The following is a 15596-nucleotide window of genomic DNA, read 5'->3' as shown; positions in this document are numbered from 1 at the left end:
GGCTTTCGATCGTTAACTGCTCTTCTGAGCGCGCATTCCCGAAGCAATGTAAACCATTGCCAAAATTGCAAATACATAAGCTTGAATCACGCCAATTAACAAGCCAAAAGCTCGCATGACCATTGGAAACAATAACGGCACGATCGAAAGCAAAATTGCCACCAACATACTGCCACTCATGATGTTTCCAAATAAGCGAACGGCGAGGGATAAAGTCCGCGAAACTTCGCTGATGAGTTGAAACGGTAACATGAAGGGGGACGGTTGCAAAAAATGCTTTAAATAGCCTCCTACTCCTCGATTTTTAATCCCGTATAAAGGAACGGCAACAAAGACGCATAAAGCTAATGCGGTTGTTGTCGATAACGACCCCGCCGGAGATTCGTAAATTGGAAATAAGGTCAGTAAATTACAAGTGGCAACAAAGATAAATAAAGTACCGATAAAGGGCAAAAATTGGCTGGGTTCTTGACGACTGGCATCGCGAATTTGGTCGGCGATCGCATCTACAATGATTTCCAAGATATGTTGCCGTCGAGAAAGTTTAGGTTGAACCGATAACTGGCGAGTCACTACCCACGATCCGCCAACTAAAATTATCATCACAAGCCAAGTGTAGAGAATCGTTGCATTTAGTTTGACGATTCCCGATTGCCATAAAATAATATTGTCCGGGCTAATTTCCATCGGGTCTAAATTGGAGAATTATTAATGATACAAGTCAGACATTAATGAGATATTAATGAGACATTTTTAGATGTTCCAACTTTTCGATCGCACCACAGCTATTATCAAAAATAAACCAATCAAAAATAAGCCAAGAAATGGATCGAAAAATGGGCGATCGAACGAAATTCATGCAGAATTTACAGAAAGAAACGATTTTTGATAGGGGCGATCGCTTATTTCTGGATCGAAAAGTTAGCATTTTGGGGAAGTTTCAAGCTTTTCGTTAAGATGAAACGAGCTAAAATAAAGCCGAGTAATCCCAGTAAGGCGCGTTGCCATTGCCCGTCTATAATTAGATAAAACCCTAATAAAGCAATCGTCAAGCGACCGATTAAACTACTGATAATTAAGCGAATTGGCCATTGTGTTGTTGGCAGTTGACGCACGGTCACCCAAAGACTACCAAAGTAAAATAGTCCTAAAGCAAATCCTCCAAGAATTGCTGTAAGGAGAGGTAAATATTCTGCGAAATATTCTGCGAAATATTCTAAGTTCATGAATTTAACCTTAAGTTCTAGGCTTTGTACGTACAATATTTTAAAATGATTTTAAAATAAGCGATCGCTCTTTTAAATCAAGTCATTTTAACAGAATTAAGATTGTTTAGCTTATCGTTCTATTCGTTCTCGCTGAATCCAATACCAAGCATTAAAACAGCCGAGAATGACGCCAAATAATAACATCATTAATGTCCAGGAATATTGACTTTCCCAGGTGCGATCGAGCCAAATTCCGATCGCCGTTCCGATGAGGGTGGGAATGGCGATCGCCCAACCGACGAGACCGAAGGTTCCCACCCAAAACCACAAATTTTCATCCTCATCGCGGCGTGCTTTTAATTTGCGTCGGGATTTTTGACGGATTTCTTGCTGAAAGCGATCGCGTTTTTTTCGGTATTTTTTTAAACCGAATTTATTGGGGCGTTTCACCAGTTTCTCCTGTAAGTTCGACAAAGCCCCGAACGAAGCCAACTTGCAATTTTGCTAAAGCCGAACGGGTTTGTTTTTCGCGATCGTCGGAGCGTTTAAACTGTTCTTCGACGGTGCGATCTAAATGTTCTAAATCTCGATCGCCGATCGCCGCTCCAGTAGAAATTAAAACCTCGCGATCGCATTTGACTAAAATTCCTTCATCGACGGCGATAAAGCTTTCGTCGCCGCTTCGATCTTCGTAAGCTAAAATACCGGGAACGAGGGCGGTGACGAAATCAATATGATTCGGCAAGATGCCAAAGGAACCGTTGTCTGCTTCTGCATTAATTTTAGTTACGCTTCGATCTAAAAAGACTTCGTTCGGGAGTAGAATTTTTAAATTAATCGTCATTTTATAGAGAACTCAACTGACTCGAAAATCGAGATCGTGAGGGGAAAAGACAAAATAAATAATAAGTTGGTTTTTAGTTGTCTGTCTTCCCCGGTTCGTCCGATTTTTTGACCTCGTCGATCGCGCCAATCATGTAAAGACGGCGTTCGGGGCGAGCGGAAAATTCGTCATCTAAAATGCGATCGCATCCGGCTAAAGTTTCTTCTAAGGAAACTAACTTACCCGCTTTGCCTGTAAACTGTTCGGTGGCAAAAAAGGGCTGAGTTAAAAACCGTTCTAAGCGTCGGGCGCGCTCGACCACTTGGCGATCGCTCTGGGAAAGTTCCTCGATGCCCAACATGGCGATAATATCTTTCAATTCTTGATAATTAGCTAGGGTTTGTTTGACCGCTTGAGCTGTTTGATAGTGACGTTTTCCGGCGATCGTGGGGGTGAGCATTTTCGAGCCGGACTGGAGGGGATCGACGGCGGGATAAAGCCCCTGACTGGCTCGTTTGCGCGACAGGACGATCGAAGAAGAGAGATGTCCGAAGGTGTGGACGGCGGCGGGATCGGTGAAATCGTCGGCGGGTACGTAAACCGCCTGCACCGAGGTAATGGCGGCGCTGGTGCTGTTGCTGATGCGTTCTTCCAACTCGGACAGTTCGGTGCCGAGGGTCGGTTGGTAGCCGACGCGGGAGGGGAGGCGGCCCATCAGTCCCGAGACTTCTTGTCCCGCTTGGATGAACCGAAAAATGTTATCCATCAATAACAAAACGTCTTGTTGGGCGTCGTCGCGGAAATATTCGGCCATGGTCAGGGCCGCGTGACCGACGCGGAAGCGGGCGCCGGGGGGTTCGTTCATCTGCCCGAAAATGAGAACGGTATTGTCGAGAACCCCCGCCTCTTTCATATCGCGATAGAGTTCTTCAGCTTCGCGATTGCGTTCGCCGATGCCACAAAACAGGCTGATGCCTTCGTGGTGAGATACCATGTTATTAATCATTTCGGTGATTAAAACGGTTTTGCCGACTCCCGCACCGCCAAACAGTCCGGCTTTGCCACCCCGTTCGAGGGGAGCGAGTAGGTCGATCGCTTTGATCCCGGTTTCGAGAATTTCGGAGGTGGTGGCCCGATCGCGCATGGGGATCGGTTTTTGATGGATCGATCGCCATTCCCCCTCGACGATCGGGGTTTTGCGATCGACGGATTCGCCAAAAACGTTGAAAACGCGACCGAGCAATCGCCGACCGACGGGGACTTGTAGGGGTTTGCCCGTGTCGGTGACCGTCGAGGAGCGACCCAAGCCGGAAATGGAGTTGAGGGCGATCCCGCGCACGGTGCGATCGTCGAGATGACCGATCGTTTCGATCGCGATCTCGTCGTTTTCCCCCGCACTCAAGCGATGGTACAGTTCGGGGAGGCGATCGTTAAAACGCACGTCGATGACGCTGCCGCGAATGGAGATAACTTCGCCTCGGTTGGCTGGCAATGCTTGAGATTCACTCACGATCGCTCCGGGTCTAGCTACACCAGAAGCGATCGCCTCCGGGTTGCAATTCACTCTCGCCTCGGTCGGTTCGCTTCTGTTATGCTTTACCTCTACCAAAATATATTGATTCGGTACATCTTCCCAAGGACAGAGACTCGATATCCATAAGGGGGATTTGCGATCGCCGAGTCATGGCTTTGAAGGTTAAAAATTTTCTTGTTTTTCTTGGCAATCCTGCTGTTTGACCCGCCGTTCTTGTTCGGCGATCGCCCGGTGATGGGAGGCTTCTCCCGCCAGATCCGCACAGCGATCGTCGAGTTCGGCTAACACCGGAAGGCGCCCGTAAAGCACCAGGGTATCCCCGGGATAGATGCGCGTGTCGCTCTGGGGTGCGCCGACGTAACGCCCGTTGGAGCGGTGAATTCCCAAAACGGTGACCCCTTCACGGGTCAGGTTTAACCCTTGTAAGTCGTCGTTAGCGAGCCAATCTTGCGGTTGTACCCTCAATTGCGTGACGGTATATTCTCCAGACAAGTTGAGAAGGCGCACGTAATCTCTCACCTCTAGCCGCGTACACCGTCGCAACGCCGATTCGATCGCCCGGGACAGATGGCGATCGATCCACTGACTGGTGGCTCCCCGCCACAACAGGAACAGTCCCACCCCTAAAATCAGCAAGCGGACGATCCACTGTCGCGGATCGACATGAGAAACGTTAACAATAATGAAGAAATCGTCGTCACAATCCCGACATTTCCGAGCAACATCAACACCGAGATCGTCTCTCGACGAACCCGATGGCGGACGATTTGCTCGGATTCGCGGGTCGTAAAGCCGACCCCAGTTAAGGCCGATCGCGCTTGAAAACGGGCGGACTCGCGGGATAATCCAGTTAAAGTCAGTACCACCGTCGCAATACGGTTGATAAGTAATGATAAAGTCAAAACAACGAACACCGAAGCTAAAGCAGCCAAATGCAATTTCCTCCAATATTCTTCTAGTTTGGGTTGCCTTCCGTCCTCGATTGTGAGCCAAAAAAAGGGCGCTCGTAAAGGCAGCAGGGGAGACTTTTACGGCAAAAAACACGGTATCTTGTGAGTAGGGGATCTCGATGCAACAAGGGATCGGCGATCGCCCTCGTTTGCATCGATTTATACATTTCTCCTTTTTAAAATGGCCAAAAATTAGGAGGTGTCCATTCGTGAACGTCATTCAAGTGAAAGCTCGATTAAAACAGGGAGTCCGGGATTTCCAACAACAGGATTTAACCGGAATTGATTTAACTGGATTTGACCTGAGTTACAGCAATCTCGCCGGGGTCAATCTCAGTTATGCCATCCTCAAACATGCGAATTTAGAAGGTGCCAACCTGGAAAAAGCAAACTTTAAATGCGCCGATTTAACCTATGGAAATTTAACGGCAATTCGTTCGGCTGCCGCGATTTTTGTTCGAGCCAATTTGAGTTACGCCAACTTAAGCGGCGCCGATCTCAACGCTTGTAACTTCAAAAAAGCGAACTTAATTCGTGCCAATCTCTATCGTGCTCTTTTGACCAATACCGATTTCACGCAAGCAAATTTAACGGAAACTAACCTCGCCGAAGCCGATTTGAATCACACCATTCTCTACGACACCAATTTAACTCGCTCTGACCTCGAACGGGTCGATTTAAGCCAAGCCATCCTCGATAAAGTTGTTTTAGCTGATGGTACGATGCCGAGAGAGGATTAATGATGCGATCGCCACTAGCAGGGTGTTTATTTCTCGTCGATCGCCATTCCATCTGCCTCAAGCGAATCTCTACCCAAAGGTAGAGGTCTGTTTTTAAAGGGGCAATCTATTGATAGATGTCAGTTGGGGGTCAAAATCGATAGGCTTGAATCGTGCTGGTCAAAGAGTTGGCTTAAAACTTCATCGAGATTTACCGACCGTTTGGCAAGCCATTGATTTTCAACCCAACTGAGGAGATTTTTTGCCTATGAATATCATCTTAACTTTAGGAATCGCGGCTCTCACGCTCGCCAGTTTATTTGCTCTCAATCGGCGATCGCTCAAAACTCCATTCGCCTTGCTATCCGTGGTAGTTCTGATGGCAACGAGCGCTTTCCCGGCGATCGCGCACACTCAAGTCGCCGCATTAGGTGCCTCGGACTCGGCTCTCAATAGTCGTCAAAAACAAGCCGAAGAAACCCTCAAACTCAGTCCCGAAAAAACGCAATATAAAGGGATCGAGTACGTCCGACGCAATACCGGGGGTCAACCTCTGAACGATCGCGAAATTCAAAATAAAATTGCATCGGATATTTCTGAAAACTTGGTCGCCAACGTCTCCAGTGGTGCGGTCATTTTATCGGGAACCGTCCAAGATCGCCAAACCGCTAAAGATATCGTTCGAGAAATTAAAAATATTCCCGGCGTCCATCAAGTGACCTTTGAATTGGGATTGCAAGAAGTCGCCTCATAACTGACGAATTGAGCGATTCTCAATAATTCTCAATAATTCTTAATAAGATTATTGGGGTATAACCTTTTTAGTCAAACCCGCACGTCTCCCACTTTTTTTCCGGGATCTCGTGCGGGTTTTGACCGTGGAAGGGATGCGGATCGTCTGCCTCCCTCGGGGTTTATTCTTCTTGGCGATCGAAGTCGAGAGAAACCGAGTTAATGCAGTAGCGCAAACCCGTCGGTTTCGGTCCGTCATTGAAGACATGACCTAAATGCGCGCCACAGTTAGAACAATGCACTTCAGTGCGTCGCATAAACAAACTGCGGTCTTCCTCTTCCCCTACATTTTCTGAGGCGATCGGCGCCCAAAAAGAAGGCCATCCCGTACCCGAATTAAATTTTGTTTCCGAACTAAATAATTCGGTTCCGCAACAAATACACTTATAAACCCCTTTTTCCTTATGGTCGTGATAAACTCCGGTAAAGGCTCTTTCCGTACCTTTTTTGCGCGTTACTTGGAATTGCTCCGGGGTGAGCTGTTCTTTCCATTCTGCATCAGTTTTTTCGACGTTGTAACCCATTGGTGATTTCCTTTAAGATTGCGCGTTCGACTCAGTGGCGATCGCGAAAAACTACGCCACTTCTCTTTTCATTGTATCGCTCTTTTTAGATGCGATCGCGCCGTATTTGCTCGGCGAGACTCTTATTCCGAACTCTCGGACTCCGTTAAAGAAATTAACGGTTCTTCGGCAAATTCTCCCAAGCCGACTAATTTTAATAATTTCCCTGCTTGACCGAGTTCGTAAGACGCCTCTAAGGCATCGTACCAAATGCGCGCGAGGCGAAAGTGGGGGGTTTTCTCGCGCGATAATTCGGCAGGAGTTAACCGTTGAATTTCGCCGCGAACGGCGATCGCACGGCTGGGATCTTCCCAATCACAAACCACCACAAACGACCATTGATAACGCCGACCGACTTGCAAAGAAACCGATTCCGGTAAGACAACGCGAACCACACCACCGCCATCGGGAACCTCAAAAATAAGCGGCGTTCCGACCACATTTTCCGATTCTTGCCGCTCATTTTCGGTAACGATCTCGAACTTTAATTCCCAAGCTTGATTGGGGGGAATGTAGACGAAAAAAGAGGGCCGTTCCGAGAGGGTTCCGAGATTGTTAAATTCTTCAGAATTAACGGGAATTAAAGGGGTCAATTGTTTGTCACCGAGCAGACAAGTCCCACCCCGTTCGGGTTGGTACAGTCGCAAGTCAGAATCCGTGTTTTGTTCGTTGGCGATCGCGGGTGAAGTGAATGTCGGCAATACCCCGGCGGCGATCGCCCCTACCATCAGCCCGCAGACTCGTTGGATCGATAAATATAAATCGTTATTCATTATTTTACACCCCCTTTTCAGAAAAATCTATGGCGATCGCTTGCACGGATGCAGGCAATCGTAATCCTATTTCAAACATCACTAATGAACGATATCAATATGGGGTGAAATTTGCCAAAATTTAATCGTTCCATCATCACTTCCCGTGGCGATCGTCGTGCCATCGGGACTAAAACTCACGCTATTAATGGCCGACGCATGACCTGTAAGAGAACTTAATTTTTCTGCGGTTTGTACATTCCAAAAACTCAGTAAATTATGGCGATCGCCCGTCACTAGCAGCCGACCGTCCGGGCTAAAAGTTAAAGATGAAATAATCCCACGAGTCCCATTTAAAACCTTGAGTTCCGTCCAGTCTTTGGTATTCCATAATTTGATCTGTCCGTCGCGAGTGGCCGTGGCCAACATGTCCCCGTCGGGACTAAAAGTAACGGCGATCGCCTCAGTCGTTTGTGGCGCAAGTCGATCGATTTGCTCGCCTTTTTGCCAATCCCACAAACCGATCGTTTGGTCGAAACTCGCCGTTGCTAAAATAGGTTCTTTGGGATGAAAGGCGATCGCGTAAATCGTATCCTGATGACCCTTTAACTCAGTCAGTAACTCGCCGTTTTCTACATTCCACAACTGCACGTGCGGTTCGTCGCCTTCACCGCTACAGGAGGCTAAAACTTGACCGTCGGGACTGAAGGAAATATCTAAAACTTCACTAAAATCGCGATCGATCGTCCAAAGTTTACGCCCTTCTTGCCAATTCCACAACGTAATTTTACCACTGCCATAACTGCTCGCTAATAAGGGGGAAGATTGCCAATTGGAAGCCTGATTGAAGGCGATCGCCCTAACAAAATCACCGTTTCCTAAGAGGGTGGCGATCGCTCCCGACTCCCCGACCTGCCAAAACTTAATTTGATGGTCTAAACTCCCACTGGCGACCCACTGACTGTCCGGACTGAAGGCGATCGCGCTAATTGAGCCGTTATGACGGCGCCAGGTTTGTAATAATTCACCGCTTTCAACTTTCCAAAGATTGACGGTCATATCTTCACTCGCCGTCGCCAAAAACTGCCCGTTCGGACTCAAGACTACGTCGGTAATCCGTTCCGAATGCCCCCGTAAAATATGCAGAAGTTTTCCAGTTTTTACATTCCACAGTCGGACGGTGTAATCGTCGCTACCACTGGCTAAAATCGTTCCATCGGAACTGAAATCAATACTATTAATTCGCTGTTCGTGACCCTCGAAGGAACGAACGACCTCGGTGCGATCGCGATTCCATAACAAGATATTATTATTCAGGGTTCCAGTCGCGAGTTGAAACTCGGAACGTTCGGATTTTTTGTTCCCCGTTTCTTGCAAGGCGATCGCGCTGACCGAGCGAACTTCTAATAATTGAGAACGCGACTCCCTTGGAGCATCGTCCGTTACCTCCCAAAAAAACACCCCATCCCAGGTATTCGCACCGATTAACATCTGGCGATCGGGGGTAAAACGGAGGGAGTGAATCGGTTTCGCTAAAATGTCCTGCCAATCGCTGAAATCTTCGACCATTTCCCCCGTTTCGAGATTCCACAAGCGAATAGTTTTATCTCGACTGCTACTCGCTAAATATTTGCCATCGCTACGATAGGCGATCGCCCAAACAGCATCTTGATGGGCGATAATACTCTTTTGTAAGCGAGCTTTATTGACCCCTTCACTGATATCCCACAATGCAATTATTCCACTACGATCGCCGACAGCCAACTGTCGCCCGTCCGGGCTGTAAGCTAAGGTTTCAATTTCAGAAAAATAGTCCGGTTCTAACGTTTTTTGTAACGTCCCATCTCGATTCCAAAGTCTGAGTAAGTGACCGCCCCCTCCACTCGCTAAAACTTCTCCATCCGGGCTAAAAGCGATTGTTTTGACCGAACCTTGATGGCTCAAACGCGGAAAAATTGGGACTTCTTGCAGTTTGGCAATACTATTTGGTTCGATCTCAATATTGTGGGGTGAAACGAGATCGGAATTGTTCCGTTCTTTTAGTTTAAAAAGCAGTCCCGAGATCGCCGTTGCCGCGATCGCCGCGATCGTCCCGGCAACGATCCATTTTTTTAAATCAGTTTTTGAATTAAATTCTATAGGGTGCATTAGATTTTAGATTTTAGATTTTAGATTTAAAATTTTATAAGCTATCGAGCATTTGAATTGGGCGATCGGGAGCGATCGAGATGCTCGCATTCCCCGCAGGCTGAAATTCCTTTCCCCATCTCAATATCTATGGATGGACTTTTGCCTTTTTTCCTTCACTCCGGACTTTTCAAATTCACTTCGATCGCCGCATCCATTAATTCAAGATCGTGAATAAAATCAGAACGATATAAAGCATTGATGCGATCGTAACAAGCTTGATGGGGTGGAACGCCGCGATAGTTGACTTGGAGATTGTGGAAGCGATCGAGCAAATATCCGGCAATCTCTAAATAACATTTCGCCCGTCCTCCGTCGGCGGTGGTCGGTAAGAGTTGCTCGACTTGAAAGGCTTCTTGAAAGTTACCGTAAGCTTGTAATAAGAAGATTAAATCTTCCGGTTTGGGTTGCGCTAAATCGACCTGCGCCCAACGCAAAATCCCTTTATTTAAAGCAACCTGATAGTGTAGTTGTTCGGAGTAGAAATCATCGTGCTGGCTGAGTTGATGTTCGACTAACTCGAAATAAAATTCAGCTTGGCGCACGTCGGCTTCGGGAAGTTTGCCCGTCCAGCCGACTTGTTGTAAGCCTTCTAGGAGAATAACGCGACCGAGGGCGTTTGCGGATCGGGCATTATTTAAAAACTTTTCATAAATTGATTTTGCGAGATCGAGTTGTCCTCGATCTTCGTAATGACGGGCTAAACCGACCATTAAATCGGCTTGTCGATCGCGATCGCCGATTAACTGATATTGTTCTTGAGCTTTTTCGAGTTCGCCCCGTGCTTCGTAAGCTTCACCCAAGCTGGCAATTAACTGTTGTTCGAGATTCCGTTGGAGCGGGAATTTTTGAGCTTGGCGGTATTGAGCGATCGCCTGGGAAAACTGCCCGATTTGTGCCAAATTTTCCCCTTTATTAAAGTAGTCTATCCCCCACTTGGGCAAGTTGGCATAAATCCCCCAAGAAATCAACAGCAATCCGCTCGAAATCATCAAAGTCCCGGCGCCTTGCCATCGGGGGGGAATGCGAGCGCTAATTAAAATATTTTCGACGATTTTTTGACCTTGTTTGGTGACGGCACCTCCGGTGACTAAGACCAACCCTCCCGCTTGGGCGATCGTGGCGAGATGTTGGGCGAGATCGCGACCGATTTGTTGGTTGGATTTAAACACTTCATAGGTGCTGACGGTAAAGCTGGCAGCGATCGCCAGACAACCGATCGAAATTCCGGTACACAACCAATCCCACAAGGAGGCGGGTTCTTCTTCGGAACCGATCAGGGTCGGGTTCAAATACCACCACCAGCGATCGGCGGGCGGTTTGAGGGTGTTGCGCCATCCGATCAGTTGATTCCCCCGGGCGATCGTCAATCGCTGTTGTTTCAAGCGGCGATCGAGTTCGACGATCGCGGCGATCTGAGCTTTGGGAAGGCGATCGCGCACGCTCTCGACGCGATCGCGGGCGGCGAGTAATTCTAAAATGGCTTCGGAACTGGGACGGCGATCGGTTTCGATCGCGCTCAGAGTCCGTTCGTAATGCTCGATCGCGCGCAAGCTGTCGCGTACCGGATCGCTCAACTGCCACCACCAAAAGCTTTCCGGCGGATTCAGGCTCTGTTTCCAATGCTTCAATTCTCTATGGTTGGCGATCGCGGCGCTCTGTTGTCGCAGGCGGTTGTCGAGTTCGACAATGCGTTTGGCACTGCGATCGCCGAGTTGAGAGCGACTCCAAGCCTCGTGCAGTCGATCGCGAGCGAGCAGCAGCTCTAAAATCACCTCCCCGGTGGCGCCTTCCTCGCGATCGACGCTTTCATCGACTCGGTCGAGGGCGATTTCGTAGCGGGCGATCGCGCTATCTATCTGAGTGCGCTCGGCACTTTTACTCTCTTGAATCTTATCCATCGATCGTGCACCCTACCCCCTTCGGCGATCTGGGCGATCGCTGTCTCCCCCCACTATAACTAGCCCAATCCTCTCAAAAAAGCAAAAAAAAGCGAGCCCGTTACGGCCCGCTCGTTCGCGTCTTAATTCTGTTGGGAGGAGGAGGAAGTATCAACTATGCGATCTGAACTGATCGAATCCAAACTTATGCAAACGGATCGATTCCCATGTCCGTAGCGGCTTTACGCAAAACGGTGATTTGTTGGTTGAAGTCGAGCAGGGTAATCCGATTGAAGACCGCAGACGCACGCGGCGATAAGCTGTAGTTCGCGGGAACCGGAATCACTTCCCCGGACTTCATCCATTCCGCCAGTTGGAACCAAAAAGCCAGTTTGTTGTTATTACTCAGGACGCCGTAGGCGCGCGAAATCGGATTGTTGACTTTCTCTACCAAGTCGCGCATCGCTTGCAGTTGCGCCTCGAAGGGCATTTCTCGGATTTGATTTAACAGACCTTCGGCAAACTGCATCCGGGCGGCGCCGGGAGCGGCAGGCGTAATTGCACCGCCGAGATTTTCGTAAATCACCCACAGCAAGCCGAGTTTGTCGTCGGTACTCAAGCGCTCGTACTCGGCGAGGGTCGCGGGAACGGCTTCGAGTTGGGGATTGAAAATCGCGGTATTAAATTCGGTGGTAACAGCCATGTGTAGAACCTCTGTTGAATGTGGTTTACGGTCGTCTGTTGTTAAAGAAATGATTTGTTAGGTTAGAGATTGCTCAACCAGGAGATTAAACCCTGTCCGGTCAAGGCTTCCATCACGAGCATGGAGACGAAACCGAGCATCGCCAAACGTCCGTTGAGTTTTTCGGCATATTCGGTAAACCCGGTGCGCGATTGCTCTTGAACGTACATCTTGGGCTCGACGGCAAAGTTATTCATCAGTCCTTGTTCGTTGACGGTGTAGCCGTTCATGGGTAGTCGCTCCTGTTTGCGCTGTCTCTGTTATTAAGAAATGTAACGCATTGTAAATTTATATTGTTGTGACTTGACTCACGGCAACTGGCGATCTCGATCGCTCAAAAAGCTGAAAGGCTTGATATTAAAAGATTTCAGAGAGTAGAAAAAATTTTTTAATCGCCCGAATTTCTTCGCGATCGCCTGTCTCGGGGGTTCGCAGCGATCGCATAACTTTATAAAACTCAATTTATGGCAATTAATAGAAACTAATCTTTATAAATCGCAATAAAGCTCAAGATATCTCAATAAATCTCTAGAAATCGGCTACCCGCGATCGAGGGGAGTCGATTTCAGCTTCTGGGGATTTGAGTGGGAATCTCGATAACGAACTCGGTCCCTTCCCCCGGCTTAGAGATGCACTCCAAGCGTCCCTTATGTTGCTCGACGATAATTTGATAGCTAATCGAAAGACCCAAACCCGTTCCCTTGCCGATCTCCTTGGTGGTGAAAAACGGATCGAATGCCTTTTCGCGGACTTCTGGAGGCATTCCCGGCCCGTTGTCGCGGACGCGAACGGCGATCGTCTTCTTATTTAACGCCTCAGTGCGAATCCAAATCGTCGCCGGGACGGGCAGTTCCCGACCTTGGCGGTAGCGTTGGTCAGACTCCAACGCATCGATCGCATTGCTGAGTAAATTAAGAAACACCTGATTGATCTGACTCGCATAGCACTCCACCAAAGGCAGATCGCCAAACTCCTCCACGGTGACAATTTCGATGGGCGATCCGCCTTGCAAACGCGGTTGCAGAATCAATAACGTATTTCTCAAGCCCTCCTCAATCTTGACTGACTTGAGTTCGGCTTCGTCAAAGCGGGAGAAATTGCGTAAAGACAGCACGATATCTCGAATCCGCTCGGCGCCGACTTTCATCGAAGCGAACAGTTTCTCGGTATCGTCGATTAAAAACTCCAGTTCGACCTCGTCGAGTCGTCGAGCGATCTGTGGAGTCGGTTGGGGATAACTCTGTTGGTACAGTTCGATCAACTCCACCAACTGCTCGAAATACTCCTGAGCAAACGTCAAATTGCCAAAAATAAAACTCACCGGATTGTTGATCTCGTGGGCCACACCGCCGACCATGCGCCCCAAACTCGACATTTTCTCGGTTTGTACTAACTGCGCTTGAGTTTGTTTCAATTCGCGCACTAACTTACCGAGTTCGTGAGATTTGGCCCGTTCTCGCGCCTCGCTTTTGCGTAGGGCCGCTTCGACTTGCTTGCGCTGTTCGATTTCCTTGTGCAGTTGGTCGTAAGCTTCTAACTGCTTGACAACCCGCTCGAAATTACGGGCGAGAAATTTAATTTCATTGCGAGGAAGGTTCGCAGGCATGGTAAAGACCCCGGTACGATCGCTCTCGGCGACCGCCTGATTGACCAGGGTGAGGGGTTTGAGAACGACGCGATGAATCGAGACCCACATTAAGATTAAAATCGCCACAATCCCGATCGCGATCGCCCCGGTCAAGGTCAAGAACATTTGTAAGGTGGCGGCTTGCAGTTGGCGCAGATCGAGAATGGCGATCGCCAAACCCCGCCGTCCCGAGGTGCCGAATAAGGTATTGTGAAACGGCAAAATTTCCACTAAAACGGGTTTGCCGTCTAATTCGAGTTCGAGAAAGCGTTCCTCTCCGCTACGAGCACTGTCTTCCATCGCCGCCGCCAGTTGGGGACGCACCAAAGCGTAAGGGCGATCCTTTTTAAACGCGCCGCTACGGGTAATCGTCTCGCCATCGGGAGCCACGATCGCAATTTCTCGCACCGCAGGTAAGGTCACGTAATTTTGCACCACCCGTCTTAACATCCACAGGCGTTCGGCTTCGAGGGTGCTTTCCGTGGAAAATTCCAAACTTTGGACGATCGAGCGCGCTTGTTGGCGCACTTGGGTTTGTAAGTGCGACTCCAATAAGGTATAGCTGAACGATAAAGTGAATAACCCTGCGGTAAATAGAGCGGTTCCGAAACCCGTCAGCAGTTCCCCGGACAATCCTTTTTTGATGAAAGAAGATTTTTTACTCAAGATTCCCACGCCTCAATTGCTGCATTCACCGAGGTTGAATTGAGTTGGATGTCTTCGCGAACCGACTTCCCGTGACGCGGATCGGCTTTTAACAACTCGGCAATTTTGACGACGGCTTCTTGTAACCGACCGTTGGTCGCAAACATGCGCCGATTGAGGTCGCGATCGCCTTTTTGCAATCCGCTATAATCTTCGCCGAAGGATGCGCCCGTTTGCCCCAATTGTTCGCCGACCACCTCAAACACGCGATCGGGTTGAGTTTCCACCGCGTTCATGATGTCGAACCAGGCTAAAATAAACTGTTGCAAGGTTCGTTCTCGTTCGGCGACAAAGCTAGAACGGGCGATAACTCCATCGATCACGAGACTGTCTACTTCGGCAGTGGTAAAGACGACTTTTCCTTGAATTTCCCGGGCGATCGCCGTCAAATCCGGTTCCCACAAGACCGCCGCATCGATGGTTCCTTCTTTCAGTTGTCTCGCCGCCACTTCGTTCGGTAAGTCGGCAATCTCGACCGCGTTCGGTTCGATCCCGTTCGACTGTAGCGCTTCGAGCAAAATTAGGTGGTTGACCGTTCCTAACTTGCAACCGATCTTTTTGCCACGCAGTTGTTTCGCCGATTCGATTCCCGGTTTCGCGACGACGCCATCGGCCCCTTGGGAAACGTTGGTGACCATGACGAACTCGGGGCGATCGCTCGTCGGATCGACTTGCATCACGTCCCACAAGGACGCAAACGCCAGATCTAACTGGTTTCGCATGACGGCCCGGGAAGAGTCTTGTTGATTGTCAAAGCGAACGAATTCGACATCGAGACCCCGTTGTTGAAACAATCCCGCGTCTTTCCCGTAAATCGCGATATCGAATCCGGGCCACGGCGTAATCCCAATTCGCAACGGCGTCAGTTCTCCTTGGGGCAAACCCAAGCAAGCATTGAGTGCGATGACGCAAAATAGAGTCAAAATCGATAGCAATAGGGGAAATTTGCGCCGTTTAACGGGCAGTTTAAAGTTAAAATTTCTTAAAAAAGCCCAACTCGACCCGAAACGATCGCGATTGAATTTTGGCATGAGAAAATCCTCCCCAGACAATGAGAGTTAAAACGAATGTTGATGCTCCCGATAACTTTGCTAAAAAACTCAATAGCGGTTGA

17 protein-coding genes are annotated in these 15596 nt (G+C 48.8%); 2 read left to right on the top strand and 15 right to left on the bottom strand.

The window, feature by feature from the left end; all coding sequences use genetic code 11:
- Window positions 1-12: 12 nt before the first annotated feature.
- From JJD41_RS16680 to JJD41_RS24895, 7 genes are all read right to left on the bottom strand, one after another.
- On the bottom strand, window positions 13-687 hold the full coding sequence (locus JJD41_RS16680) for a F0F1 ATP synthase subunit A (protein ID WP_200668568.1): 675 nt from the start codon (window positions 685-687) through the stop codon (window positions 13-15).
- 215 nt (window positions 688-902) lie between these two features.
- Window positions 903-1226 carry an ATP synthase subunit I gene (locus tag JJD41_RS16675; protein ID WP_200668566.1) on the bottom strand — a complete coding sequence of 108 codons (324 nt, stop codon included), beginning with the start codon at window positions 1224-1226 and terminating at the stop codon, window positions 903-905.
- Between the two features lie 111 nt (window positions 1227-1337).
- Window positions 1338-1658, bottom strand: coding sequence for an AtpZ/AtpI family protein (locus JJD41_RS16670; RefSeq protein ID WP_168570950.1), 321 nt, complete (start codon window positions 1656-1658; stop codon window positions 1338-1340).
- Window positions 1642-2052: a F0F1 ATP synthase subunit epsilon gene (locus JJD41_RS16665; RefSeq protein WP_200668564.1), complete on the bottom strand. Its 411-nt coding sequence runs from the start codon at window positions 2050-2052 to the stop codon at window positions 1642-1644. The genes JJD41_RS16670 and JJD41_RS16665 overlap by 17 nt, the downstream gene beginning before the upstream one ends.
- 73 nt (window positions 2053-2125) lie before the next feature.
- Window positions 2126-3544 (bottom strand): F0F1 ATP synthase subunit beta, encoded by a 1419-nt coding sequence (atpD, locus tag JJD41_RS16660; RefSeq protein ID WP_200669243.1) that lies wholly within the window; start codon window positions 3542-3544, stop codon window positions 2126-2128.
- A gap of 183 nt (window positions 3545-3727) precedes the next feature.
- Window positions 3728-4201, bottom strand: coding sequence for a TrkA C-terminal domain-containing protein (locus JJD41_RS24900; RefSeq protein ID WP_234488880.1), 474 nt, complete (start codon window positions 4199-4201; stop codon window positions 3728-3730).
- The gene (locus JJD41_RS24895) at window positions 4195-4497 is read right to left on the bottom strand and encodes a hypothetical protein (protein WP_234488879.1); all 303 of its coding nucleotides are present in this window, start codon (window positions 4495-4497) and stop codon (window positions 4195-4197) included. Before JJD41_RS24895 ends, JJD41_RS24900 begins: the two co-directional genes overlap by 7 nt.
- A gap of 227 nt (window positions 4498-4724) precedes the next feature.
- On the opposite strand from JJD41_RS24895, the gene JJD41_RS16650 reads away from it, so the two are divergent.
- Together JJD41_RS16650 and JJD41_RS16645 are read left to right on the top strand one after the other, a co-directional pair.
- The gene (locus JJD41_RS16650) at window positions 4725-5255 is read left to right on the top strand and encodes a pentapeptide repeat-containing protein (protein ID WP_200668560.1); all 531 of its coding nucleotides are present in this window, start codon (window positions 4725-4727) and stop codon (window positions 5253-5255) included.
- Window positions 5256-5502: 247 nt separating this feature from the next.
- Window positions 5503-5988 carry a BON domain-containing protein gene (locus JJD41_RS16645; RefSeq protein ID WP_200668558.1) on the top strand — a complete coding sequence of 162 codons (486 nt, stop codon included), beginning with the start codon at window positions 5503-5505 and terminating at the stop codon, window positions 5986-5988.
- Between the two features lie 160 nt (window positions 5989-6148).
- Here the strand turns inward: JJD41_RS16645 and msrB are convergent, their stop codons facing one another.
- From msrB to JJD41_RS16605, 8 genes are all read right to left on the bottom strand, one after another.
- Window positions 6149-6550, bottom strand: a complete 402-nt coding sequence (msrB, locus tag JJD41_RS16640) for a peptide-methionine (R)-S-oxide reductase MsrB (protein ID WP_200668556.1) — start codon at window positions 6548-6550, stop codon at window positions 6149-6151.
- 122 nt (window positions 6551-6672) lie between these two features.
- Window positions 6673-7362 carry a DUF928 domain-containing protein gene (locus JJD41_RS16635; RefSeq protein WP_200668554.1) on the bottom strand — a complete coding sequence of 230 codons (690 nt, stop codon included), beginning with the start codon at window positions 7360-7362 and terminating at the stop codon, window positions 6673-6675.
- An 81-nt stretch (window positions 7363-7443) separates the two neighbouring features.
- Window positions 7444-9489 carry a WD40 repeat domain-containing protein gene (locus JJD41_RS16630; RefSeq protein ID WP_200668552.1) on the bottom strand — a complete coding sequence of 682 codons (2046 nt, stop codon included), beginning with the start codon at window positions 9487-9489 and terminating at the stop codon, window positions 7444-7446.
- Between the two features lie 155 nt (window positions 9490-9644).
- Window positions 9645-11429 carry a tetratricopeptide repeat protein gene (locus JJD41_RS16625; RefSeq protein WP_200668550.1) on the bottom strand — a complete coding sequence of 595 codons (1785 nt, stop codon included), beginning with the start codon at window positions 11427-11429 and terminating at the stop codon, window positions 9645-9647.
- A 184-nt stretch (window positions 11430-11613) separates the two neighbouring features.
- A complete protein-coding gene (locus JJD41_RS16620) occupies window positions 11614-12111 on the bottom strand; it encodes an orange carotenoid protein N-terminal domain-containing protein (RefSeq protein WP_168570942.1) in 498 nt (165 codons plus the stop codon).
- A 62-nt stretch (window positions 12112-12173) separates the two neighbouring features.
- Window positions 12174-12380 (bottom strand): chlorophyll a/b-binding protein, encoded by a 207-nt coding sequence (locus JJD41_RS16615; protein ID WP_200668548.1) that lies wholly within the window; start codon window positions 12378-12380, stop codon window positions 12174-12176.
- Between the two features lie 335 nt (window positions 12381-12715).
- On the bottom strand, window positions 12716-14443 hold the full coding sequence (locus JJD41_RS16610; RefSeq protein WP_234488877.1) for an ATP-binding protein: 1728 nt from the start codon (window positions 14441-14443) through the stop codon (window positions 12716-12718).
- Entirely contained in the window at window positions 14440-15513 is a 1074-nt protein-coding gene (locus tag JJD41_RS16605; protein ID WP_200668546.1) for an ABC transporter substrate-binding protein, read from the bottom strand. The genes JJD41_RS16610 and JJD41_RS16605 overlap by 4 nt, the downstream gene beginning before the upstream one ends.
- Window positions 15514-15596 lie beyond the last annotated feature (83 nt).

This window comes from Oxynema mangrovii CENA135 (assembly GCF_016632315.1).
GTDB lineage: Bacteria > Cyanobacteriota > Cyanobacteriia > Cyanobacteriales > Laspinemataceae > Oxynema > Oxynema aestuarii.
Note: the sequence above shows the minus strand (reverse complement) of the source record. Positions and strands in the feature narration are given on the sequence as shown.

What these genes read in the sequence shown, in the direction of transcription:
- JJD41_RS16635 (WP_200668554.1), bottom strand. Translation starts at nt 7,362, where the DNA reads ATGAATAACGATTTATATTTATCGATCCAACGAGTCTGCGGGCTGATG.
- JJD41_RS16645 (WP_200668558.1), top strand. Translation starts at nt 5,503, where the DNA reads ATGAATATCATCTTAACTTTAGGAATCGCGGCTCTCACGCTCGCCAGT.
- msrB (WP_200668556.1), bottom strand. Translation starts at nt 6,550, where the DNA reads ATGGGTTACAACGTCGAAAAAACTGATGCAGAATGGAAAGAACAGCTC.
- JJD41_RS16615 (WP_200668548.1), bottom strand. Translation starts at nt 12,380, where the DNA reads ATGAACGGCTACACCGTCAACGAACAAGGACTGATGAATAACTTTGCC.
- JJD41_RS16630 (WP_200668552.1), bottom strand. Translation starts at nt 9,489, where the DNA reads ATGCACCCTATAGAATTTAATTCAAAAACTGATTTAAAAAAATGGATC.
- JJD41_RS16680 (WP_200668568.1), bottom strand. Translation starts at nt 687, where the DNA reads ATGGAAATTAGCCCGGACAATATTATTTTATGGCAATCGGGAATCGTC.
- JJD41_RS16625 (WP_200668550.1), bottom strand. Translation starts at nt 11,429, where the DNA reads ATGGATAAGATTCAAGAGAGTAAAAGTGCCGAGCGCACTCAGATAGAT.
- JJD41_RS16620 (WP_168570942.1), bottom strand. Translation starts at nt 12,111, where the DNA reads ATGGCTGTTACCACCGAATTTAATACCGCGATTTTCAATCCCCAACTC.
- JJD41_RS16665 (WP_200668564.1), bottom strand. Translation starts at nt 2,052, where the DNA reads ATGACGATTAATTTAAAAATTCTACTCCCGAACGAAGTCTTTTTAGAT.
- JJD41_RS16605 (WP_200668546.1), bottom strand. Translation starts at nt 15,513, where the DNA reads ATGCCAAAATTCAATCGCGATCGTTTCGGGTCGAGTTGGGCTTTTTTA.
- JJD41_RS16675 (WP_200668566.1), bottom strand. Translation starts at nt 1,226, where the DNA reads ATGAACTTAGAATATTTCGCAGAATATTTCGCAGAATATTTACCTCTC.